Below are 25,044 nucleotides of genomic sequence, written 5' to 3'. Positions count from 1 at the left end.
CCGCTGCCGCACGCGGTCGTGCGGAATCCGCCCGCGTCACCGCTGCCTGAGGACACCTGCCCAGATGCCTGCGAACGAGCCCCGGAAGCAGTCCACCATCATGCCGCTCACCACTGCCGAGGACGTACGGGCCTGGCTGGGGTCGGCCGTCGCCGAGGCCGCCGGGCTCGACCCGCGAGCCGTCGACCCGGACCGGCCGATCGCGGAATTCGGGCTGGGGTCACGCCGGTTGGTGACGCTGGCCGCGGAACTCTCCGCACGGACCGGCCGACCACTGGAGCCATCGCTCGTCTTCGACCACCCCACGATCGCCGCGCTGGCCGACGCGGTCCTCGGCGGGCCACCCGCTCCGACGGCCGGCCCGGTCTCCGCCGGGGCTCCGCCGCGGGCGGCGGACGGCGACATCGCCATCGTCTCCATGGCCTGCCGCTTCCCCGGTGGCGCCGACGATCCCGAAGGGCTGTGGCGGCTGCTCGCCGCCGCCGAGGACGCCATCTGTGAGGTACCGGCGAGCCGTTGGGACACCCAGAACCTCTACGACCCCGACCCCGAGGCCACCGGCAAGGCGTACACACTGCGCGGCGGCTTCCTCGACGGCATCGACCGCTTCGACGCCGCCTTCTTCGGGATCTCGCCACGAGAGGCCGACGCCATGGACCCGCAGCAGCGGCTGCTGCTGCAGACCAGCTGGGAGGCGATCGAGCGGGCCGGGATCGTCCCCGCGACGCTGCACGGCAGCCTCACGGGCGTCTACATCGGCCTGTACGACAGCGGATACCTCGCCGCCGCCTCGCTGGCCCAGCTCGACGGGCACGTCGGCACGGGCTCGGCACCCAGCGTGGCCTCCGGGCGCATCGCCTACACCCTCGGTCTGCAGGGCCCGGCGGTCACCGTCGACACCGCCTGCTCCTCCTCCCTGGTCGCCCTGCACCTGGCGGCCCGCGCGCTGGCGGCAGGTGAGTGCGACCTCGCCCTGGCGGGCGGCGCGAGCCTGCTGGTGACCCCGCGGGGACACGTGGAGTTCAGCAGGCTGCGCGGGCTGTCGCCGTCCGGGCGGTGCAGCCCCTTCTCGGCCGACGCGGACGGCGTGGTGTGGGCGGAGGGCTGCGGTGTGGTGCTGCTCAAGCGGCTGGCCGACGCTCGCCGCGACGGCGACCGGGTGCTCGCCGTGGTCAAGGGCTCGGCCGTCAACCAGGACGGCCGCAGCCAGGGGCTGAGCGCCCCCAACGGCCCGGCGCAGGAACGGGTGCTGCGCGCCGCCCTCTACGCCGCAGGACTCGCACCGGACGACGTGGACCACGTCGAGGCGCACGGCACCGGCACCCGGCTCGGCGACCCCATCGAGGGTCGCGCACTGGCCGCCGTGTTCGGACCGGGCCGCCCCGCCGACCGGCCTCTCGGCCTCGGCTCGCTGAAGTCCAACATCGGTCACACCCAGGCCGCCGCGGGCATCGGCGGCGTGATCAAGACGGTGCTCGCGCTCGGGCACGAGCTCATGCCACCGTCCCTGCACGCCGAGCCCCTCACGGAGCACGTCGACTGGGCCGGCAGCGGCCTGGCCGTGCACGGCAGCGCCCGGGCGTGGCCGCGCGACGCCGCCCGCGTGCGGCGGGCCGGGGTGAGCGCGTTCGGTATCAGCGGCACCAACGCGCACGTCGTGCTGGAGGAGGCACCACAGGACGTCGTCGCACCGGCCGGGGCGGAGGCGGAGTCGCGCGGCCCGACCCTCTTCCCGCTCTCCGCCCGCACGCTCCCCGCGCTCCAGAGCCAGGCCGGCCGACTTCACGCACGACTCGTCGCGCGGCCGGAGCTGCCGCTGCCCGCCGTGGCCGCGACGCTGGCCCACCACCGCACCCACTTCGAGCACCGTGCCGTCGTCCGGGCGGCCGGCCGGGACGAACTGCTCAGCGCGCTGCGGGCCCTCGCGGAGAGCCGGCCCGATCCCGACCTGACCGCCGGCCCCCGGCGGACGCTGCCCGCGGGCAAGGTGGCCTTCGTCTTCCCCGGCCAGGGCGCCCAGTGGGCCGGCATGGCCCGTGACCTGCTCGAACGCGATCCCGTGTTCGCCGACGAACTCGACCGCTGCGACGCCGCCCTGCGACCGTTCACCGTCTGGTCCGCGGCTGCGGCCCTGCGCGGTGAGGCGGGAGCCCCGTCCCTGGACCGTGTGGATGTCGTCCAGCCGGTGCTCTTCGCGGTGATGGTGTCCCTGGCCGCGGTGTGGCGGGCCCGCGGCGTCCGGCCGGACGCCGTGATCGGGCACAGCCAGGGCGAAGTGGCCGCGGCCTGCGTCGCCGGCGCGCTCAGCCTCAACGACGCGGCCGCGGTGGTCGCCCTGCGCAGCCGGGCCCTGACCGAGCTGTCCGGCACCGGCGCCATGGCCGTCGTCGGCCTGCCGCACACCGAGGTCGTCACCCGTCTCGACGGTCTCGGTGGCCGGGTCTCGGTCGCCGCCGTGAACAGCGGCCGGGCGACCGTGATCGCCGGTGACGTGGAGCCGCTGGAGGGCCTGCTCGCCGACCTCGACCGGGAACAGGTCTTCGTCCGTCGCCTCGACGTCGACTACGCCTCCCACAGCGCCCGGGTCGAGCAGGTGCGCGCGACGATCCTCGACGAGCTCGACGGCGTGACCACGTACCCCACGTCGGTCGTCTGGTACTCCACCGTCACCGGTGAGCCGGTCACCGAGGAGCTGGAGGCCGACTACTGGTACACCAACCTGCGCGAGCCCGTCCGCTTCGCGCCCGCGGTGGAGCGCATGGCGGCGGACGGCTACCGCCACTTCGTCGAACTCAGCCCGCATCCGTCCCTGCTCACCGCGATGCACACGATCGGCGAGGACCTGGGCCACGAACTGGTCGTCGTCGGCTCCCTCCGCCGCGACGAGGACGGACCCGCCTGTCTGGACCGCGCCGCCGCCGAACTGCACGTCCACGGACGGCGGTTGGACTTGCGGCGCATGGTCGCCGACACCGCGTGGGCGGACCTGCCGACCTACGCCTGGGACACCCGGCGCCACTGGATCGCACCCGAGTCCGCTTCGGGTGGTCCGGGCCTGTTCGACCGTGCCGCGCACCCGTTGCTCGGCGTCCAGTTGCAGTCGGCCGACGAGACTCGCTGGACCTTCCGCAACGAGTGGTCCCCGGCCACCGCCGACTGGCTGTCCGACCACACCGTGTTCGGCCGGACCGTGATGTCCGGCACGACCCTGCTGGAGCTGTGCCGGGCCGCCCTCGCCGTGGCCCGCCCGGACGAGCCGGCCGACGTGACCGACCTGCTGTTGCTCACCCCCCTCGTGCTGCCCGCATCCGGCACGGTGGAGGTGTCCGTCGAGGTGGTCACCGCCGGCCCGGCACCCGAGCTCACCGTGCACAGCCGCCCGCGCGGCCAGGAGGCCACCTGGACCCAGCACGCCACCGCCTCGGCGGCCGGGACGACCCCGGTGGCGGGGCGGCCGCCGGTGTGGCCTCAGGCGGCGGAGCCCGCCTGGAGCCCGGACACGTACGAGCGGCTGACCGGGCTCGGCCTCGGTTACGGTCCGGCCTTCCAGGGCGTACGGGAGGCGGTGGTGACCGGCGCCGGCGAGCTGCTGGCCCGGCTGTCGCTGCCGTCCGTGGCCCACGACCTGGCCGACCCCTACCCGGTCCACCCCGCGCTGCTGGATGCGGCGCTGCACGTGGCCGCGGCCCTCGAAGGAGGCGCCGCCCCCGACGGCCGGGTGCTCCTTCCGGTCGCGGTGGGCCGCGCAGCGCTGTCGCACCGCGGCGCCGACGACCTCACCGTGCTCGTGCGGCGCACCGGCGTCACCGAAACGGATCTCACGCTGGACGTGACGCTGTGGGACGCCGACGGCTTCCCCGTGGGCCGGCTGGAGGGGGTACGGCTGCGGGCCGCGAGCCCGGCGGATCTCGTCGGCGGTTCGGGCAACGGGCGGCACCTGTACGAGGTGGCCTGGACGGCCGCGCCCGAACCGAGCGTCCGGCAACCGGCCGGTGACTGGACGGTCGTCGGCGATCCGTCCGACCCGGACGTCGTCGCGGCCCTGCGCGGCCTCCAGGCCGCGGGGATCCCATGTCGTGACACGGGTGGCGACGTGCTCGTACGGTTCTGGCCACCACCGGCCGAGGACGCCGAGACGGCCGCCGCCGCACGGCAGGTGACGGAAGCCGCGCTGGCCGAACTGCAGACACTCGCCGCACAGGAGAAGGCACCCACCCGGACCGTCTGGGTGACCCGCGGCGCGGTCGCGGCCGACGACCGGGACACCGTGCCGGGCCTCGCCCAGTCGGCGCTGTGGGGCCTGGCCCGCAGCGCCCGTGCCGAGCATCCGGACCTCGGGCTGACGCTGCTCGACCTCGAGGACACCGATCCCGCGGCTGCCCTGCTCGCCGCCGTCGCGCACCGGGACGAGCCCGAACTCGCCGGGCGCGCGGGCAGCTTGCTCGTGCCCCGGCTCGTGCGCGCCCGCGCCGCCGACACGGACCGTGCACGGACACCCGTCGACGGCACCGTACTGATCACCGGAGGCCTCGGCGCCGTCGGACGCTACATCGCCCGGCTCCTCGCCGAACGGGGCGTGCCCCGCCTGCTGCTGACGTCCCGGCGCGGAGCCGACGACCCGCGCGCGGCCGAGGTCGTCGCGGAACTGGCGGCGCTCGGCGCCGCGGTCGAGGTGGCGGCCTGCGACGTCGCCGACGCCGCGGCCTTGGCCGACATCGTCAATCCGGTCGCCGGCGAGCTCCGCGGCGTCGTGCACTGCGCCGGCGTCCTGGACGACGGAGTGGTCGCCGAGCTGACCCCCGAACGCCTCACGCGGGTGCTCAGCCCCAAGGTGGACGGCGCCACCCACCTGCACCGGCTCACCGCGGACGCGCAGCTCGACCTGTTCCTGCTGGTCTCCTCCGCCGCCGGTGTCGTCGGCAACGCGGGCCAGGCCAACTACGCCGCCGCCAACGCCTTCCTCGACCAGCTCGCCCACCACCGGCGCGCCTCGGGGCTGCCCGCGGTGTCGATTTCCTTCGGCGCCTGGGCGGGCGAGGGTCTCGCCGCCGAACACGCCGATCTGGAGCGGATGGCCCGCCTCGGCCACCGCGCCCTGCCCCCGGAACAGGGCCGCGACCTCGTCGAACTCGCGCTGCGCCGGGGCGCCCCGCACCTGGTCGCCTGGGCGCTCGACCTGCCCCGCCTGCGTGAGACCACGGCCGGTGCGGCCGCGCTGTGGCGCTCCCTGCTGCCCGCCCCCGGGCAGGACGGCGCGGACGGCCTGGCGGACCGGCTTTCGCGGCTGCCGGAAGCCGAGCGGGCCGACCGCGTCCTGGCCCTGGTCCGCGAGGAGGCCTCCCGCGCCCTCGGCCTGCGCTCGGCGGAGTCCGTCCGCGCCGACCGGCCGCTGCGCGACCTCGGCATGGACTCGGTGGCGGCGGTGGAGCTCCGTAACCGCATCGGCGCCCGCCTCGGCTCCCGGCTCCCGGCCACCCTGCTGTTCGACCACCCCACCCCCGCCCGCCTCGCCGAACACCTGCTGGCCACCGTGGTCGCGACGAGCGGCCCCACCGCCCGCCGCCCCGCCGCCGCGTCGCACCCCCGCACCGCGGCGCACGACGAGCCGGTCGCCCTGGTGGCCATGGCCTGCCGCCTGCCGGGCGGCGTGGGTGACCCGGAGGAGCTGTGGCAGCTGGTCGCCGAGGGCCGTGACGCGGTCGGCCCGTTCCCGGCTGGGCGCTGGGACGTCGAGTCGCTGTACGACCCCGACCCGGAGGCGCCGGGCAAGTCGTACGCCCGGGAGGGCGGCTTCCTGGACGACATCGAGTCCTTCGACGCGGGCTTCTTCGGCATCACCCCGAAGGAGGCGGCCGCGATGGACCCGCAGCAGCGGCTGTTGCTGGAGACCGCGTGGGAGGCGCTGGAGCGCGCCGGGATCGTGCCCGCCGAACTGGCGGGCAGCACCGCCGGCGTGTATGTCGGCATGTTCGGCAGCGACTACCTTTCGGGCTCGCGGCTGGACCAGCTGGACGGGTACGTCGGCACCGGGTCGGCGCTCAGCGTGGCCTCGGGCCGGCTGGCGTACGCGCTCGGGCTGCACGGCCCGGCGCTGACGGTGGACACGGCGTGCTCGTCGTCGCTCGTCGCGGTGCACCTGGCGGCGCAGGCGCTGCGGTCGGGCGACTGCGACCTGGCGCTGGCCGGCGGTGTGACGCTCATGGTGACCCCGCAGACCTTCGTGGAGTTCAGCCGGCTGCGGGGCCTGTCCCCGACCGGCCGCTGCCGCTCGTTCTCCGACGACGCCGACGGCGCCGTCTGGGCGGAGGGTGCCGGCATGCTCGTACTGAAGCGGCTGAGCGACGCGCGGCGGGACGGCGACGAGGTGCTTGCGGTGCTGCGCGGCACGGCCGTCAACCAGGACGGTCGCAGCCAGGGCCTGTCCGCACCCAACGGCCCGGCGCAGGAACAGGTGATCCGGCGGGCCCTGGAGCTGTCCGGCCTCGAACCCGCCGACATCGACTACGTGGAGGCGCACGGCACGGGCACCACGCTGGGCGACCCGATCGAGGCGAACGCCCTGGCGCAGGTCTTCGGTGCCTCCCGCCCCCGGCACCGCCCGCTGTACCTGGGCTCGCTCAAGTCCAACCTCGGGCACACGCAGGCCGCCTCGGGCATCGCCGGACTGATCAAGGTGGTGCAGTCGCTGCGCTACGGGATACTGCCGGCCACCCTGCACGCCGGCACACCGAGCCGGCACGTCGAGTGGTCCGACAGCGGCCTGCAGCTGCTGCAGGAAGCCGTGCCGTGGCCGGCGGAGAAGGCGCGCGTCCGGCGGGCCGGCGTCAGCGCCTTCGGGATCAGCGGGACCAACGGCCATGTGATCGTGGAGGAGGCCCCGTCGTCCGCGCCGGAGCCCGGTCTCGCGGGTGAACCGCCGTCCGGCAAGCGGCTGTTCACCCTGTCCGGGCGGAGCGAGGCCGCGCTGCGCGGACAGGCCGCCCGGCTGGCCCGGCACTTGACCGGGGACACGCCGCTGCCGGACGTCGCCTACACCCTGGCCCGGCACCGCAGCCACTTCCCCTGGCGGGCGGCCGTCACGGCGGGCGACGTGGACGAACTGCGCGCCGCACTCGATGCGTTGAGCAGCGGACGGGCGCAACCGGCCACGCCGCGGGAGGAGGAGACGGGCAGGGTGGCCTTCGTCTTCTCCGGGCACGGCGGCCAATGGCCCGGCATGGGCATGGAGTTGCTGGCCGGGTCGGCGGCGTTCCGTGAGGAGCTGACCCGGATCGACGAGGCGGTGCAACGGCACGTCGGCTGGTCGGTGCTCAACGCGCTGCGGGCACCGGAGGAGTTCTCCCCGCTGCATCGGACCGAGTGCCTGCAACCGGTGCTGTTCGCGGTCGACGCGGCGCTGGCCGCCGCGTGGCGGGCCCTCGGCGTGGTCCCGGACGCCGTGGTCGGGCACAGCCTGGGCGAGATCGCCGCCGCGTACAGCGCGGGCGCCCTCGGCCTGGACGACGCCGTGGCTGTGGTGACCGGTCGGGCCGAGGCCGTCGTCCCGCTGGTCGGGCAGGGTGGCATGGTCGCGGTGGAACTGCCGCGCGCGCCGGTCGAGGAACTGCTCGCCCCCTACGCGGGCCGGCTGTTCGTCGCCGCGGTCAACAGCGCGGGCTCCACGGCCGTCTCCGGCGCCGCCGATGCGCTGGCCGAGCTGCGCCGCGGGCTCGAGGAGCGTGGGATCGCCGTACGACGGCTGTCGACGCCGTTCGCCTCGCACACCCCGCTGATGGAACCCCTGTGCGAGGAGCTGCTCGACCGCTTCTCCGGCATCCGGGGCGCGCGGGCGTCGACCCCGCTGTACTCGACGGTGCTGGCCGAACCCGTCTCCGGCGACCGGCTGGACGCCGGGTACTGGTACGCCAACCTCAGGCAGCCCGTCCGGTTCGCCGACACCGTCCGACGGATGCTGGACGACGGCTACCGCTACTTCGTCGAGCTCAGCCCGCACCCGTCGCTGCTGTCGTCCATCGAGGCGGTTGCGGCCGAAGCCGGCATCGACGTGGCCGGCGTCGGCTCGCTGCGCCGTCAGCAGGACGGACCCGGCATGCTGCTGCGCGGGGCCGGCGAGCTGTACGTCGCGGGCCACACGCCCGACTGGCCCGCGCTGTTCCCGCAAGGCCGTCGCGTCGGTCTGCCGACCTACGCCTTCGCCCGCGAACGCCACTGGCTCACGCCCGCCCCGGCCACGACCACGGGCTCCTCACCGCTCCTCGGCACCCACCTCGAGTCCAGTGACGAACCCGACCGGCACCTGTTCCAGAGCGACATCGACCTGCGGGACAGCCGCTTCGCCTATCTGAGTGACCACCGGGTGGACGGCGAGGTCTGGCTGCCCGGCGCCGTCTTCCTCGACATGGTGCTGGAGGCGGCCTCCGCGGTGCAGGACGGGCGCCAAGTCCAGCTGAGCGAGATCGAGTTCGTGCAGCCGTTGCGGATGGATCCCGAACGGCCCGTACGGGTGCAGCTGGTGCTGCGGCCCGCCCGGGACGGCTTCCGGTCCTTCACCGTCGCCTCCGCGGGCGCCGGCGAGCGGAGCCCGCGGTGGGTGCGGCACGTCGGCGGACGCGTCGCGGCGACCGGCGAGCAGCCCCCGCCCGACGCACGGCTCGACGACTTGCGGCTCAGCACCGTGCGTGAGCAGTGCACGCAGGAGGCTGACCTGCCGGCGGTGTACGCCGGGCTGAGCGCCCTCGGCATCGACCACGGCCCCGCCTTCCGGGGCCTGGAGCAGGGCCGCCGCGGCCACTCGGCGGCCCTGGGCCGGCTGGCCGCCAGACCCGCCGCGGGTCATCTGCTGCATCCCGCGGTCCTCGACTCCGCCTTCCACACGGCCGCCCTGCCTCAGGACGCGCCCGAGGGCCGGGCGTTCGTGCCCGCCGGGGCGGGGCGGCTGCGGTTCACCGGCCGGCGCACCACGCCTGCATGGGCCGGCTGCGCACTGCGCTCCGTGTCCGGCGACACCGCCACCCTGGACCTCAGGATCTGGGACAAGGACGAACAACTCGTCCTGGAGATCGAGGAGTTCCGGCTGGCCGCGCTCTCGCCGCCGGACGGCGCCCTCTTCGAGACCCGCTGGCACCCGCGCCCGGTGGCGCAGGAACCGCCGGTGAAGGGAAGCTGGCTGATCCTGGCCGACGACACCGGGGTGGCGGATGCGCTCGGCGAGCGGTTCGGCTCCTCGGTGCCGCATGTCGTCGCCCGCCGGGGCACCGCCTTCGCCGTCGAGGGACCGGGACGCTACGTCCTCGATCCGGCCGACCCCGACCACCTGGCCCGGCTGCTGGAGGAGGCCTTCGCGGGCGGACCGCCCGAACAGGTGGTGCAGCTGACCGCCCTCGACGCCCCGGCGATCGCCGACGCCGGATCGGCCGAGCAGGCGGCGCGACTGTGCTGCCTGAGCACCCTGCACCTGGTGCGCGCCCTCGTCGGCCGTCCGCAGGGCCGGGCTCCGCGCCTGTTCGTGGTCGTACGCGGCAGTCAGGCAGCCGGCGACAGCACCGGGGTGACCAACCCCCAGCAGGCGCTCGCCTGGGGCTTCGGGCTCACGGTGGCGCAGGAGTACCCGGAGCTGTCGACCACGCTGATCGACCTGCCGACCACCGACGGCGTCGACGCCCTGTGGACCCAGCTCAGGCACGCCGACGACGAACGGCTCGTCGCGCTGCGCGGCACCGGCCGCCTGGTGCCGCGCCTGGCCCACACCCGCCCGGACGACGGCCATCACGGCGAGACCTCCGTGGACGGTGTGCACCTGATCACCGGCGGTCTGGGCGGCCTCGGCCGCGTCGTCGCCGAGCGGCTGGTCCGCCGCGGCGCCCGCCGACTGGCTCTCCTGAGCCGGGGCACACCCGACGCGGAGGCCGGCAACTGGATCACGGGTCTGGAAGAGCGAGGCGTCACCGTGCACCTGGCCCGCGCCGACGTCGCCGACCGGGAGAGTCTCACGGCCGCCCTGGACGCCGTACGGCACGCCTGCGGCCCGGTCGCCACGGTCGTGCACACCGCTGGTGTGCTCGACGACGCCACGGTGGCGAACCTGACCGACGAACGCGTCCTGCGCGTCCTCGCCCCGAAGGTCCTGGGCACCGCTCTCCTCACCGAGCTGATCCCGGAGGCCCGGAACCTGGTCCTGTTCGCCTCCGCGGCAGGACTCCTCGGGTCGGCCGGGCAGAGCCCGTACTCGGCGGCGAACGCCTTCCTCGACGCCTGGGCACACCACCTTTCCCACGCGAACCGCCGGGCGCTGAGCCTGGACTGGGGTGCCTGGGCCGGTGTCGGCATGGTCGGCGAGTCCGGCGTCCGGGCCGCCGAGACCAGCCGCTCGGGCCTGGTCGCGTTCTCGCCGCAGGAGGGCGGCGACCTGTTCGAGCGGGTCCTGGCCACCGCCCGCCGTCAGCTCGCGCCGATCGCCCTGGACCGGGAGGTGCTGACGCTCGTCCCCGACGCCGTGCGCACCCGCCCGATCCTGGGCGGCCTGGTCACCGTCCCGGCGGGCACGGCCGCCTCGGACGACCTCGTCACGAAGGTGTTCGCGGCGACGACCGACCAGGACCGCGCCACCTGGCTGGAGGCGTACGTCCGGGCCCGGGTCGGCGAGGTCTCCGGAGGAGCGGTCGACGCGTCGGCGAGCACGGCCCTGAAGGAACTGGGCCTGGACTCCCTGATGCTGGTGCGGTTGCGCAACGCCTTCGTCCGCGAACTGGGCGTGGACCCGTCGGCCGCGGACGTGTTCGCGGCGTCCGACATCCGCGGCCTCGCCCGGGCCCTGGCCGAGGGCCTTCCGGAGCGGGGCGCCGTGGCGCGGCAGGACTCCGGCGACCTCGCCCGGGAGGTCCCGGAGACCGAACTGCGGCCCGCGACACGCGACGTCGTACGACTGCTGCGCAGCGCCCGGCCGGGCATGCCGGACGCGGCGCACGGCATCGGCCTCGCCGTACGGCTGATCGCGCCGACCACACCGGAGACGCTCACCGGCATCCTCAGGCGGCTCGTCGCGCGACACGCGGCCCTGCGCACCGCGATCATCACCGGGGAGGACGGCGTCCGGCAGCTGCGCGTGGACCGGGAGCCCGCGGAGCCGGTGCTGCGCTGCACGGCCGTGGAAGGCCCACTCGACGGCGCCGAGCGCCTGCGCGCCCTGATGGAGCCGCCGTTCGATCTGGCGACGACACCGCTGTGGCGGTTCGAGCTGGTGGACGGCGGCACACACGGCCAGATCCTGGTGTTCGGCGCCCACCACGCGGTCAGCGACCTGCAGTCGCTGCTGCTCGTGGCCGGGGAGATCGACGCGGAACTGTCCGGCACCCCCCTCGATGCCGCCGTCACCAACCGCGACATCGACCTGCTCATCGAGGCCCAGCAGGGCGGCGAGGGGGCGGGCGCCGAGTGGCGCGGGCACTTCCACGGCAGCGAGCGGCTCGACCTGGAGCTGGACCGCTCGACCCCGGCGACCCGGTCGTACCGGGCCGGCAGCGTGACCGCGACGATTCCCGACGGGCTGATGGAACGGGTCGCGGCGGCCGCGAGCAGGCTGGCCGTCACTCCCGCCGCCTTCTGCCTCGGCACCCTGACGGTGCTGCTGGCCAGGAAGCGGGAACGGGAGCGGTTCGTGCTCGCCGTGCCCGTGGACACCCGCATCCACGCCGACGCGTACGACGCGGTGGGCTTCTTCGGCGTGCCGGTGCCGTTCCCGGCCGAGGCCCGCGCGGGCGAACAGGTGGCCGAGGTGCTGCGCCGCACCGACGCGCGCCTGCAGCGCCCCCTGGCCAAGGGCGCCATGTTCACCGACGTCCTGGCCACCCTGGCCCGGCAGGGCCTGCACCGGGAGAACGCGCCGCTCGTCGAGGTCTACTTCAACTACGTACAGTCCTCGCGCCACCTCACCCGGCTGGAGGTGCTGCCGGCCGGCACCGGCTACTCCGACCTCGACCTGATGATCACCATGACCCCGAACGCGGCACGCATCCGGCTCGACCACAACGTGGACATCCTGGACGCCGCGGCCACCGCCGAGCTGGGGGAGGAGTTCCTGCGGTTGCTGGGGGAGGCTGCTGAGGACCCTGCGGCACCGGCGCGGGCCGGCACCGCGGCTCCCGCGGGTACGGCGCCCGCACCTCGCCGGTCAGTGGCCCTCGCCGCCACCTTCGCCCTCGGCAACCTCCCGCTGATGTGCGAGGCAGCTGTCGAGAACAAGGCCGGGGACGGCGGACCGGCGATCACCGAGGCGCCGTACCACCACGTGCTCGCGAGTCTCCAGGACCCCTCGGGCGTCTTCGCCGACCCCGCGACCGCGGTGGGTGCGGTGCTGCTGCGGGCGGTGGACCTGGAGCGCTTCGGCCCGGTCGACGACGCGCTGCTCGCCGAGCTGCGCACCGCCTACCCGACCGCGCTGAAGGCCCTGTCGGAACGCACCCGCAAGCCGCTGATCGTCGGCTTCCTGCCCGCCGCCCGTCAGGAGGACCGACTGACGCAGTGGGAGCGCGAGGTCGCCGCCGACCTGGCCGGGCTGCCCGGCATCGCGGTGCTCGGCCCCGACGACTGGACCCGTCACCACCCGGTCGGGGAGCGCTTCGACGAGCGGACCGAGCGGCTGGCCCACCTGCCCTTCACACCGCCCTTCCAGGCGGCCGTGGCGCTACGGCTCGGCGAGGTCGTACGGGCGGTGCTGCGCCCCGCGCCCAAGGTGATCGCGGTGGACGGCGACGAGACCCTGTGGGGCGGGGTCGCCGGCGAGATCGGCCCCGAGGCCGTCGACCTGTCCGGCCCGCGTGCCCTGCTCGCGCGCAGGCTGCTGCAGTGGCGCGAGACGGGCGCTTTGCTGGCGCTCGTCAGCAACAACGACGAGGTCACGGTACGCGCCGTCCTGGAGCGCCCGGACAGCCTGCTGAAGGCGGAGCACTTCAGCGTGCTGTCGGCCGCCTGGGAGCCGAAGCCGGGCCGCCTGGCCGAGGCCGCACGCACGCTCGGCCTCGGCCTGGACAGCTTCCTGTTCCTGGACGACAACCCTGCCGAGATCGCCAAGGCGCGCTCCGCGCTGCCGCAGATGCTGTCGGTGACCTGCCCGTCCGCGGACGAACTGGAGGATTTCCTGGGCCGGTTGTGGCCGCTGGTCCCGGCGGCGGCGACCGCCGAGGACGCGCTGCGGGCCGGGTTCTACGCGCAGGAGCGGGAGCGGGAGACCGTCCGCGAAGCGGCCGGCTTCGAGGAGTTCCTCGCGCAGCTGGAGCTGGAGGTCGACGTCCGGGCGCTGTCCGAGGCCGACGTACGGCGGGCCGAGCAACTCGTGCGCCGCACCAACCAGTTCGCGCTCCACTCCCGGTCGGCCGACGGCGGCGACGTCGCCCGGTGGCGGGAGCGGGGCGAGGTGTGGACGGCGGCGGCCCGGGACCGGTTCGGTGACTACGGGCAGATCGCCCTCCTCGCCCTGTGCGCGGACCGCGACCAACTCGAGGTCATGGGCTGGCTGATGAGCTGCCGGGCGCTCGGCCGAGGGGTCGAGGAATGCTTGTTGCAGTGGCTGGCCGACCGTGCCGAGGAACTGGGCTGCACGAAAGTCCGGCTGACGGCGGAGCGCACGGAGCGCAACGTACCGGCACGGCGACTGGTGGCCGCGCTCGGCGGCGGTGACCAGGACGACGAGCGCCTGGAGGCCGTGGTCGCACCGGACCACCTGAGGGCGTTCCGGTCCTGGGAGCAGCAGTGAGGACGTGCCGCAGCAAGCAGGCGAGGACTTCCTCGGATGTCGGAAGCAAGGATGAGGACGCGCACATCGTGAAGGGCTCTCATGCGTGACATGACCGAGGAACCCGGGCAGCGGGCCACCGCCGAGGCGATCGAGCGCGGTGGTGGCGGGCTCGGCGTGGACGACCTGCTGGCCAGGGTGATGCAGGCCGCCACCGGTGCGGACTCCGGTGCCGCCCCCGCCCCGCTCCGGGACGTGGACGGCGTGGCCGCGGCCATCGCCGCCGCGGCGGGCCGCCATCTGCCCGCGGGACACCTGGCGCCCGACGCCGACTTCTTCGACGCGGGGGGCACGTCCGTGCACGCCGTGGAACTCGTCGCGGAACTGGAGGGCGAGCTGGGCATCGAGTTCGACCTGGACGAGGTGTTCGCCGACGCCCGTCCGGTCAGTCTCGCCCGGCGCTGGCTGCGGGCGACCGGGGCCGAAGCGTCGAGCGAGGCCACCCCGCGGGCCGTGCACGCAGGCACCCCGGCGCCCACCGCCCAGGGCACGCCGCCGGTTCCGGTCGCCGGTGCGCGGCCGGCTTCCGGTGCAGGTGCTGTCGCGGCTCCGGCACCTGGCACGCTGCCGCCCTCCGCGGCGGGCGCCCGTCCGGCTCTCGCCCCGCGCACCCTTCCGATGCCGACTCCGCGCCCCTCACCGGCGCCTCGCCCCCGTGTCGGCAGTGGCGACGAACGGTACAGCAGGGCGCGCCCCGAGGACCTCGAGCAGATCCTCGCCGATCTGAGCCTCGCCGACCGCCTGCCGTTCGCCGACGTGCCCGAGCCGCTGCCGCCCCGCCGGATCCTGCTGACCGGCGCCACCGGCTTTCTCGGCAGTCACATGCTGCTCGACCTGCTCCGGCACAGTGACGCGCACGTCCATTGCCTGGTCCGTGCGGCCGACGAGGAGACGGCCGTCGCCCGGCTCGGCGAGGCGCTGAAGAGTCACCGACTGCCCTGGTCGTCGGAGGTGCGGCGCCGGGTGACCGTGCTGCCCGGCGACATCCGGCTGCCGCGGCTCGGCCTGTCCGACGAACTGTGGCACACGCTCGCCCACGCACTGGACAGCGTCGTGAGTGTGGCCGCGGCCGTGGACTTCCTGCGCGGCTACCAGTCGCTGCGGGCGAGCAACGTCCTCGGCACGCTGGCCCTCGCCGAACTCGCGGCCACCGGGCGGCCCAAGCCGCTGCACCACATCTCCTCGATCGCCGTCTTCAACGAGGCCGGCATCACCTCCATGGGCGAGGACGACCCACTCGCCCACGTCGACCGGCTCGTCTCGGGCTACGACCAGTCGAAGTGGGCCGCCGAGGTCGCCCTGCGCCGTGCCCGCGACCACGGCCTGGTCGTCACCGCGCTGCGCCCCGGCGGCATCGGCGGTCACACGAAGACCGGCGCCTACAACACGCAGGACCTCAGCAGCGGCCTCATCTCGGCCTTCGGCCGCTTCCGCACCGTACCCGCCTTCCGCTACCTGAACGCGGCCCCGGTGGACTGGGTGAGCCGGGTCGCCGTGGCCGCGATCTGCGAGCCCGACGCCTGGGGCTACGACTACAACCTCACCGGTGTGCCGAACACCCTCGACGACGTCGTCCGTGACATGGCGCTCGGAGGAATGCACGTGCGCGTCCAGGACTGGGACGAGTGGCGCACCGACGCTCTGGCCCGCCTGGAGGCCGAGCCGGTCCCCGAACTCGCCTTCCTTTCAAGGGTGTTGCACAGCCCTACCGCTCTCAAGCTGTGTGAGGCGACCCTGAAGGGCCCGGCGGCCGAAGGCGCACGCACCGCCGCGCTGGTCGCGGCGCTGGGGCTGCCGCCCGCGGCCCGCTACGACGCGCAGGCCCAGCTCCGCACCTTCGAGCGGCTCGCCCAGGACGGCCTCGCCAGGCTGCCGCACAAGGACGACCAGCCCTACTTGTGGTTCTCGGAGACGACGGAGGGCAGCGTGGGACCGCTCGGCGCCCTCGCCGACACCCCCTGCTCCATGGCGCTCACCCTCTCCATCGCCGGCATGTACCAGCTGGTGAAGGAGCGCCGGGTGGACGTGACCGGCGAGGTCGTCTGCACCGCCGTACATCCCGAGCCGCTGACCGTCGAGCGCGGCGACGTCTGGATCCGCCCCGAGGAGGGGATCCCGCAGCAGCACGGACTCAGGCACCAACTCCTGCGCTACCGGCTGCGGTTGCGCGACGCCGACGGCGGCCACTGGTGGCTGGAGGGGCACAAGTACGCCCGGGCCCGCCGCGACCTGTGGCGGCAGACCCGCGCGCTGACCGTGCGGATCGGCCGCGAGGGCGAGGCGGCGAGCCTGGCGGGCGAGGTCGTCGTGCCCGCGGACTCCTACGTCCGCGACCAGATCGACGGAATCAAGGTCGACCCGCGTCTGACCAGCCAGGAGAAGCGGGCGGCCAAGCTGACCTGGCTCGCCTGGTTCGGCCTGGAGATGGGCCGCGGCCTGCTCGGCCCCTTCGCCCGCGCCGCCGCGGACCTGCTCGACCTGCGCCGCACCCCGACCCCCACGGAGCGCCACCGATGATCTTCAGGATGACCACCTCCCGCGCCGAAGGGTCGGCGCTGCCCCGGGTCAGGACCACCGCGGCCCTGCGCCCGCTGCACCACCGCCTCGACCCGGCCCGCGTTGAGGAGATCCCCTTCCGGGCGGACGACGGCGTCCGGCTCGGCCTGACCCGCGTACACACCGGCGCCGCGGACCGCCCCGCCGTGCTGCTCCTGCACGGACACACCGCGTCCGCCGACATGTTCCTGCTGCCGGAGACCCGCAATCTGGTCGACGTTCTCCTCGACGACGGCTACGAGCCCTGGCTGCTGGACTGGCGGGGCAGCTGCCGGCTGCCGTACAACGAGACCGGCCAGAGGTACACGTACGACGACGTGGCCCTGTACGACATCCCCGCGGCCGTCCATCACGTCCGCGAGCGCGTGGGCGACCGCCCGGTGTTCGTGGTCGCCCACTGCATCGGCTCGCTCACGCTGTCCCTGAGCATGGCGGCGGGCCTGGTGCCGGGCCTCGCCGGCGTGGTGTCCCAGGGTGTGTTCCTGACGCCGAAGCTGGCCGGCCGGACATCGCTGCGGATGTCGCTGGCGGGGGAGCTGCTGAAGACGCGGATCGACCACGTCCCGGTGGACTTCCGCAAGGTGGGCCTGTGGTCGAAGTACACCCCGTTGTTCGCTCTGGCCTCACGGAAGGCGAGCTGCCCGGACCCGACCTGCCAGATCCTGCACAATTCCGCCTGGGGCACGGGCGCCTCGCTCTTCGTGCACGAGAACCTGTCCGAGGCCACCCACGACCGCCTCGCCGACCTCCTCGGCCCCGCGCCGCTGTGGATCCTGCCCCACCTGCGCCGCATCGAGCTGGCCCGCAGCGTGGTCCGCTGGCACGAAACCGACCACCGCTACCGTCAGCTGCCGCCCAATGCGCTGGACGCGGCCGGCCGGATCGACACCCCCGTGCTGCTGCTCGCCGGCAGCGACAACGGGCTGTGGCTGGACTCCCAGCGGCTTTGCCACGACGTACTCGCCGAGCGCCAGCCCCAGTTGGACGTGTCCTACACCGAGATCCCCGGTTACGGCCACCTGGACACGTTCCTCGGCCGGGGCGCCGCCCTGGACGTCTTCGGTCACATCCTCGATTTTCTCGGCGGACGGCGGTGACGGCCGGCTGGCCTGCCCACCACCGAACCAGCTCGTGGCCGAACCACGTTCCAGGAGGCACCGCTACGGCGGTCCCGCTGACAGGTGCCGTCTTCTCCGGAGGCTGCTGACCGGCGCGCAGCGTCAGCGCACCGGCCTTGACCAGGTCTCCCACTGTCGTCGTGGTCTGCTGGGTGCCGGCCTCGACGTCGAGTGCGGACAGATGTTGTGCCTGATCGGCCAGATCGGTCAGCAGCGACCCGAACTCGCCCCGCTTATTGGCAAGTTCTTTCGATGACGGTTCGGACACCGACGCGGTGTAGCGTCCCGGGGTGACGTCCACCTCGTCGTCCAGAAGGTCGAGCAAGGGAACGCGCGCGGCGCTCTCCGGCGGCTCTTGATCGGAATGGTCGAGGTTCGCCAGTGCGGTGAGGACGAAGGAACCGAGAGCGTCCCAGTCGGGGCTCGGCTCGCGTGTTCCCGGTCGTGCGAAGCCTGTGGCGTCCACCAGGAGGGCGTCCTGGCTCGGAGGAGGGGCGGCAGAGCCCTCCGGGGCTGCGCGCAGGACCCACAACTGCAGTGACACGCTGTGGGGTTGTGCACTGCCCGGAGGGAGGGACACCACCGCCCGAAGTGCTCCGGTGCGCAGCAGCGAGCCGCGAATACGCCGACCCGCCTTGCGTGATGCCACGGCGGGTGGGAGGACCACCACGGCGACTCCGCCGGGCTTCAGGTGGGTGAGGAGGTGCTGCACCCAGGCCAGTTCGGGCTCGGTCCGTGTTGTGTTGTCGTAGGTGATGGTGATGCCCAGTTCTTCGCAGAGTGGCTCCTTCTTGTCGACGTCGGCGATCTGGACACGCTGGGCGATGTCTCCGAGCCTCTCGCGGCGCGGCCCAGGGCCACCGCGGCGTCCCGACTGACGGCCCACGCCTCCTCGTCCGGCACCCCGCGGACGGAGGCGGCGACATTCACGAAGGACCGACCGGCGCTGCCGCGGCCGGCGCCGCGGGGTCTACGAGGAACTTCAGTCCCCGGTCTGCATACCCGGCGCGTCGTTCCCTGCCAGGCTGTTTCTGGACCGACGAACCCGCTCACAGCTTGTCGGAGCGGAAGGCACAGAGGGGGGCGCATGGCGCAGCAGAGCATCCCGCGTTTTTCGCTCGAGGGCGTGTCGGACGCGGAGATATCGCATCATCCGTTCACCACCGAGGACGGCTTGAGTCTGAGCCTCACCCGTTTCCGCCGTGCCCAGTGCGCCGATCCGGTGCTGCTGGTGCACGGCTTGACTTCCGCAAGTGACATCTTCATCATGCCGGAACACCGGAACCTGACGAGTTATCTGCTCGATCACGGGTTCAGCGACGTCTGGGCGCTCGACTCCCGGATGAGCAATCGCTTCCCCTACAACACGGAGCCAGGCCGCCACAGCCTGGACGACCTCGCCCGGTTCGACTACCCGGCCGCGCTGGCGGAACTGCGGCGTCATACCGGGCTGCGACCCGTGCACGTCATCGCGCACTGCCTCGGATCGGTGGCATTCTCCATGAGCCTCGCCGGCGGCGCCATTGACGGCATCCAGAGCTTCGTGGCGAACAGCGTGGCGCTGACCCCGCGGCTGACGACGTGGCCACGGTGGAAGTTGCAGTACGGGCCCGAACTGCTCGAACACGCCATGGGGCTCTCCGTCCTGGATCCGCGCGCGCAGACGGGACGCCCGTTCACCGCCGGCTGGGCATTGTCCCGGCTGATATCGCTGGCTCATCAGGAGTGTGAGAATGCCGCCTGCCACATGATCAGCTTCATGTGGGGCAGCGGCTGGCCCGCCCTCTACAGTCACGAGAAACTCGATCCGGTCACCCACGACCGCATTGCCGACCTCCTGGGGCCCAGCGGGCTGGGCTACCTGCGACATGTGCGGAAAATGGTCCAGGCGGGCCACGCGGTGAAGTACGACCCGCGCGACCCGCGTCACGCGTCGCTGCCCGACGACTACCTGACGGATGCCGTCCGGATCGACACGCCGATCCTCTTCCTGACCGGTGACCAGAACCACGTTTTCGGCGACTCCAATGTGATCTGCCACCGTGAGCTCTCCCTGAACGCCCCCGACCGTCACGAACTGGCCGTCCTGCCCGGCTACGGCCACCTCGACCCGATCATCGGCAAGGACGCCGACCGTGACGTCTTCCCGCGGGTCCTCGACTTCCTGCGGCGCCGGGCGGTGGCGGCATGACGACGGCTGTGGGGGCACACGGGGCAGGCGTGGCCGCCGAGCATGTGGACGCCGTGGTGGTGGGTTCCGGCTTCGGCGGTTCCGTCGCGGCCTACCGGCTGGCCGAGGCCGGCCTTTCGGTGGTCGTACTGGAGCGTGGCCGCGCGTATCCGCCGGGCAGCTTCCCCCGGACTCCCGCCGAGATCAACCGGGCCTTCTGGGACCCGAGCGCCGGCCTGTACGGACTGTTCGACGTCTGGTCCTTCCGCGGTTGCGACGCGGTCGTGTCCAGCGGCCTCGGCGGTGGCTCGCTGATCTTCGCCAATGTGCTGCTGCGCAAGGACGAGCGCTGGTTCGTCCAGGAGCAGCCGCTGCCCGGCGGGGGCCACGAGTCCTGGCCGGTCAGCCGCGCCGAGCTGGAACCTCACTACGACGCGGTGGAACGGATGATGGGCGCCACGCCGTACCCGCTGCACCGGCCCGGTTATGAGGACACCCCGAAGACCCGGGCGATGCGCGAAGCCGCGACGGCGCTCGGGCTGGAGTTCCGGCTGCCGCCGCTCGCCGTCAGTTTCGCTCCGGCGCCCGACGCCGTACCGCAGCCCGGCCTGCCGATCGCCGACCCGGAGCACGGCAACCTGCACGGTGCGGTGCGCCGTACCTGCCGGCTGTGCGGCGAGTGCAACGTCGGCTGCAACGAGGGAGCGAAGAACAGCCTCGACTTCACCTATCTGTCGGCCGCCCGGCGGCATGGCGCCGAACTGCGCACCGGCCACGACGTGCGGGCTGTCCGCCCCGGAGCGCGCGGCGGCTACGAGGTGGACTACGTCCGGTACACCCTGACGGAGACCACCGAGCCGGAGCGCCGTCCGACGACCGCGACCATCGCCTGCGACCGGCTGGTGCTGGCCGCCGGGACACTGGGTACGACGCAGCTGCTGCTGCGTTCGCGCAACCGGTTGCCCGGACTCGGCCCGGCGCTCGGGACCCGCTTCTCCGGCAACGGCGACATGCTCTCCTTCCTGATCAGGGCCAAGGACGGACGAACTCGCAGGAACCGGCCGCTGAATCCCAGTCAAGGTCCGGTGATCACTGCCGCGATCCGTCTCCCCGACGAGCTCGACGGCTTCCCGGGAGCCGGGCGTGGGGGCTACATAGAGGACGGCGGATACCCGCAGTTCGTCCAGTGGCTGGCGGAGGGTGCCCGGGGACCGCAGCAGTTCTCCCGTCTGGCGCGGTTTCTCGCCCGCCGACTCGCCACCCAGGTCGGCCTCAGTCCGCAGCACCACCTCTCCAAAGGGATGTCGGACCTGCTCGGCGACGGCCTGCTCACCAGCACCTCGCTCCCCCTGCTCGGTATGGGCCGGGACATCCCGGACGGCGAGCTGCGCATGCGCCGCGGTCGGCTCGACGTCAGCTGGACCACGGCGAACAGCGCGGACGGTTCCGAACGGATCCGTACGACCATGCGGCGGATCGCGGACGTGCTCGGCGCCGGTTACGCCGACAACCCGCTGTGGCGTCTTGGGCGGACCGTCACCGTCCACCCGCTCGGCGGCATCCCGATGAGCCGCCGACCCGAGACGGGAGTATGTGACCCGTTCGGTGAGGCGTACGGGCACCGGGGCCTTTACATCGCGGACGGCTCGGCGCTGCCCGGCCCGGTCGGCGCCAACCCCTCCCTCACCATCGCCGCCCTGGCCGACCGGATGTGCACCCGGTTGCTGGAAGTGCGCGCAGGCGGCGGAGTGGCCACTGCACCCCGGCCTGCTTACACCCGGCGCACCTCCCTGGTCTTCACGGAGACGATGCGCGGCTACTACGTCCCCGGAGCGGCTGACCCGGTGACGGCCGAACGGGGCGGCCGGCGCAGAAGCTTTGCCTTCCGGCTCACCATCACTGCCGACGACCTGGACGCCTTCCTGGACGATCCCGAGCACGAGGCCCGTGCCGACGGCTGGGTGGAGAGCACCGGTTGCGGGGGCCGGCGGCCTGTCCTGCACGGCCGGTTCAACCTCTTCGCGCCTGCGGCGGACAGCACCGGACAGGAAGGGGCCGGCGCGGTGCAGGGCGGGTGCGTCCGGCGGGTGCTGCGCTACCGGCTCCACTTCACCGACGCGCAGGACCGGCCCTGCACCTTCGCCGGGCAGAAGCAGATCACCCACGGCGCGCCGCTGCGCCTTTGGCCGGACACCACCGCGTTGCCCTTCCGCCTGCTGGCCGGGCATCTCACCGACCCGTTCAACGGTGAGCCCGCCGTTCTCGGCTCCGGGCGGCTCCGCCTGCGACTCGGCGACCTCGCCCACCAGCTCAGCACCTTCCGTACCACCGGCCCGGGTGGTGCGGCCGCGCTGGCCCGCTTCGGCGAGTTCTTCCTCGGACACCTCTGGGAGAGCTACGTCCGGCACGGTCGGCTGCCGACCGGCGGCACATCCTGATCCGGCGCGGTGCCGGCGCCGGACCGAGCCGGTGAGCCGGCCGATGCCGCCGAGGTCCAGGAGGGCATGGCCGCAGTCGCCGGCGAGATCGGCTTCGGACGGCGCGAGCGCCTCCCGGAAGCTGCCCCTGCCTGACAGGTGCCCGCGCGGACGAACCGTACGAGGACCTCGTCCGGCCGGGGCGAGCGGTCGTTCTGCCGGGCGAAGGTGCCGGTACCGGGGGCGGGTGTGCCGGTCCGTGCCGGGCGCTGAAAGGGTTCGGTAAGGAAGCTCTCCCTACCTTCCGTCAGTGAGGTGAGCAGCGGCTGCCGCCGCTGCCGGGCACTGGGAGGGAATCGTGGAGAAGCTGAGCGGATGGGTGATCCGCCATCGGCTGGTGGTGGGTCTCAGCTGGCTGGTGATCACGGTGGTGGGCGTGCTGGTGGCGCCGTCGCTCTCGGGTCGGCTGCAACCAGGCACCCATGTCACCGGCCCCGGCTACACCGCCAACGTGCAGATCGCCCGGAGCTACGGAGGCGCGACCCAGGACCCCGCTGTCGTGGTCCTGGACCTCCCGGCCGGACTGACCGTCAATTCACCGCAGGCACACGCGAAACTGCGGGCGGTGGACAGGGGTATCGCCACCGCGGCGCCGAGCCTGCGCCTGGTCTCCTACGCCTCGACCGGCAGCCGGACGCTGGTCGGGAACGGTGGGACGAGCACGATCGTCCTGGCCTATCCGCCCAAGCCCGGTGACGACATGGCCACCGATCAGGTCGACGCCCTCACCAGGGCTGCCACCGCCGCGGCGCCAGGTCTGACCGTGCACGGCACCAGTCTGCGGGCACTGGAGGCCGGCAACACCACTGGCGGCGGCAACTCCAGCGTCACCGGTGAGCTGATCATCGGAGCGATCGGCGCGCTGGTGGTCCTGGCCTGGGTGTTCGGGTCGCTGCTGGCGCTGTTGCCGCTGGTCATGGCCCTGATCTCGGTACTGACGATGCAACTGCTCGTCTACGGGCTGACGTTCCTGATGCCGTCGTCCTCGCCGATCCACCCGGCCGTGCAGTACATCGTGGCGCTGCTGGGCCTGGGCCTGTCGATCGACTATTCGCTGCTGGTGGTCACCCGCTGGCGCGAGGAGCGCGCGGCCGGCAGGAGCAACGACGAAGCCGTGCGCGCGGCCGTGCAGCGGGCCGGGCACAGCGTCTGGTTCAGCGGCATGGTGGCCTCGCTCGGTCTGTTCGCGCTGACCGTCATCCCCAACTCGATGGTCCGGGGCATCGGTGTGTCGGGGCTGTTCATCCCCTCCACCGCGACCCTGGTCGCGCTGACCCTGCTCCCCGCGGTGCTGTCCAAGGTCGGGCCGCGCGTGGACTGGCCGCGACGGGCGTCGCGACGGCAGGCGGACAGCCGGTTCTGGACCGGCTGGTCGAAGTTCGTGATCAAGCACCGCGTGGCTTCGGCGGTCGCGGGCCTGGGCATCCTGGCCGCGCTGACCGCCACCGCCGCGACCATCGACATCAGCACGCCGAGCAGCCACGCACTGGCCACCGCCGGCGCCTACACCGACGGCCTGCACACCCTGGAAACCGACGGATTCCCGTCCGGGACGCTGACCGCGGTGCCGGTGTACGTCCCGAACTCCGTCGATGCGGGGAACACCGTGAACGCCCTGGACACCCTTTCCAGCCTGCGCGGCGCCGCAGCCCCGGCCGGACCGGCCTGGCACACGGGGGGCAGCGCGATGGTCATCGCGATCCCGCACCACGAGGTCGGCAGCACCGACGGCGGCACCTCGCTGGCCGACATCCGCCGCAGCGTCCCACCTGGTGTGCTGGCCGGTGGCGAGGGCGCACAGAAGATCGACGAGACCAGCGCCACCTACGGCTCGTTCCCACTGCTGTTCGCTGTGGTCGCGGTGGTCACCTTCCTGCTGCTGGCCCGCGGAATGCGGTCGGTCCTGCTGCCTGCCAAGGCCGTGCTGCTCAACGTGCTGTCCGTGGCGGCCTCCTACGGCCTGCTGGTGATCGTCTTCCAGCACGGCATCGGCATGAAGGCGCTGTGGGGCGCGTCCACCTACGGCGCGATCGACGCCCTCGCCCCCGTGCTGATCTTCGGGTTCCTGTTCGGGGTGTCCATGGACTACGAGGTGTTCATCCTGGCCAGGGTCCGCGAGGGATACGACCGCACCGGATCCACACGGGAGGGCGTCATCGAGGGTGTGTCGCGCACCGGCCGCCTGGTGACCTCCGCCGCGTTGATCCTGTTCTTCGCGCTCGCCTCGCTGGCCACGGCGAACGACGTCACCGTGCGCGAGATCGCCATGGGCCTGGCGTTCGGGGTCGTACTGGACGCTATGGTGGTCCGGATGCTGCTGCTGCCCGCACTGGTCTCGCTGTTCGGCGACTGGAACTGGTGGCTGCCGGACCGGGCCGCGCGACTGCTCCGGCTCCCGGTGACGCGGCCGGCCGACGAGGCCCGTCCGGAGCTGGTTCCGCAGCGGATCGGGGAGGCGTAGGCCGTGCGGGTGCTGGTGGTCGAGGACGAGCCGGACGTCGCCGAAGCCCTGGTCTGGGGCCTGCGGGCCGAGGGATACGTCGTCGACGCGACGGACAACGGCACGGACGGGCTGTGGATGGCGACGGAGAACGCCTACGACGTCATCGTGCTGGATGTCATGCTGCCCGGCCTGGACGGGTACCAGGTGGCCAAGCGCCTGCGCGAGCGCGAGCGCTGGACGCCGATCCTGATGCTCACCGCCATGGACGACGACCTCGACCACGCCGAGGGGCTGGACTCCGGCGCGGACGACTACCTCTCCAAGCCGTTCTCCTACCCGGTCCTCCTCGCGCACCTGCGCTCCCTGACCCGACGCACCCTCGGTGGGGGGGGGGGGGGGGGTGGGGGGGGGGGGCGGGGGACGGGCCCCACCGGGGGGGATATTGCACCACGAAAGGTTGCGCCCCGGGGGGGACGATGGGGGGGAAACCCCTT

General features: G+C 73.4%; 7 protein-coding genes and 2 pseudogenes. 7 read left to right on the top strand and 2 right to left on the bottom strand.

Annotated elements, in window-relative coordinates; all coding sequences use genetic code 11:
* Positions 1–64: 64 nt before the first annotated feature.
* The 3 genes from ACZ63F_RS37920 to ACZ63F_RS37910 all read left to right on the top strand — a co-directional run bounded on the left by ACZ63F_RS37920 (position 65) and on the right by ACZ63F_RS37910 (position 17,439).
* The gene (locus ACZ63F_RS37920) at positions 65–13,747 is read left to right on the top strand and encodes an SDR family NAD(P)-dependent oxidoreductase (protein WP_469718193.1); all 13,683 of its coding nucleotides are present in this window, start codon (positions 65–67) and stop codon (positions 13,745–13,747) included.
* Positions 13,748–13,837: 90 nt separating this feature from the next.
* Positions 13,838–16,303, top strand: a complete 2,466-nt coding sequence (locus ACZ63F_RS37915) for a thioester reductase domain-containing protein (RefSeq protein ID WP_469718191.1) — start codon at positions 13,838–13,840, stop codon at positions 16,301–16,303.
* A gap of 8 nt (positions 16,304–16,311) precedes the next feature.
* Positions 16,312–17,439 (top strand): alpha/beta hydrolase, encoded by a 1,128-nt coding sequence (locus ACZ63F_RS37910; protein ID WP_469718190.1) that lies wholly within the window; start codon positions 16,312–16,314, stop codon positions 17,437–17,439.
* 541 nt (positions 17,440–17,980) lie between these two features.
* Here ACZ63F_RS37910 and ACZ63F_RS37905 read toward each other — a convergent pair.
* Positions 17,981–18,181, bottom strand: a pseudogene (locus ACZ63F_RS37905) (N-6 DNA methylase); the annotation flags it as partial.
* Between the two features lie 110 nt (positions 18,182–18,291).
* A pseudogene (locus ACZ63F_RS37900) lies at positions 18,292–18,390 on the bottom strand (NAD-dependent epimerase/dehydratase family protein); the annotation flags it as partial.
* A gap of 157 nt (positions 18,391–18,547) precedes the next feature.
* On the opposite strand from ACZ63F_RS37900, the gene ACZ63F_RS37895 reads away from it, so the two are divergent.
* From ACZ63F_RS37895 to ACZ63F_RS37880, 4 genes are all read left to right on the top strand, one after another.
* Positions 18,548–19,651: an alpha/beta hydrolase gene (locus ACZ63F_RS37895; RefSeq protein ID WP_469718189.1), complete on the top strand. Its 1,104-nt coding sequence runs from the start codon at positions 18,548–18,550 to the stop codon at positions 19,649–19,651.
* The gene (locus ACZ63F_RS37890; protein WP_469718187.1) at positions 19,648–22,068 is read left to right on the top strand and encodes a GMC oxidoreductase; all 2,421 of its coding nucleotides are present in this window, start codon (positions 19,648–19,650) and stop codon (positions 22,066–22,068) included. Before ACZ63F_RS37895 ends, ACZ63F_RS37890 begins: the two co-directional genes overlap by 4 nt.
* Positions 22,069–22,405: 337 nt before the next feature.
* Positions 22,406–24,568, top strand: coding sequence for an MMPL family transporter (locus ACZ63F_RS37885; protein WP_469718186.1), 2,163 nt, complete (start codon positions 22,406–22,408; stop codon positions 24,566–24,568).
* A 3-nt stretch (positions 24,569–24,571) separates the two neighbouring features.
* The coding region (locus ACZ63F_RS37880; RefSeq protein WP_469718185.1) for a response regulator transcription factor at positions 24,572–25,044 on the top strand (473 nt) is incomplete at its 3' end.

This window comes from Streptomyces sp. NPDC104761 (assembly GCF_055583445.1).
Note: the sequence above shows the minus strand (reverse complement) of the source record. Positions and strands in the feature narration are given on the sequence as shown.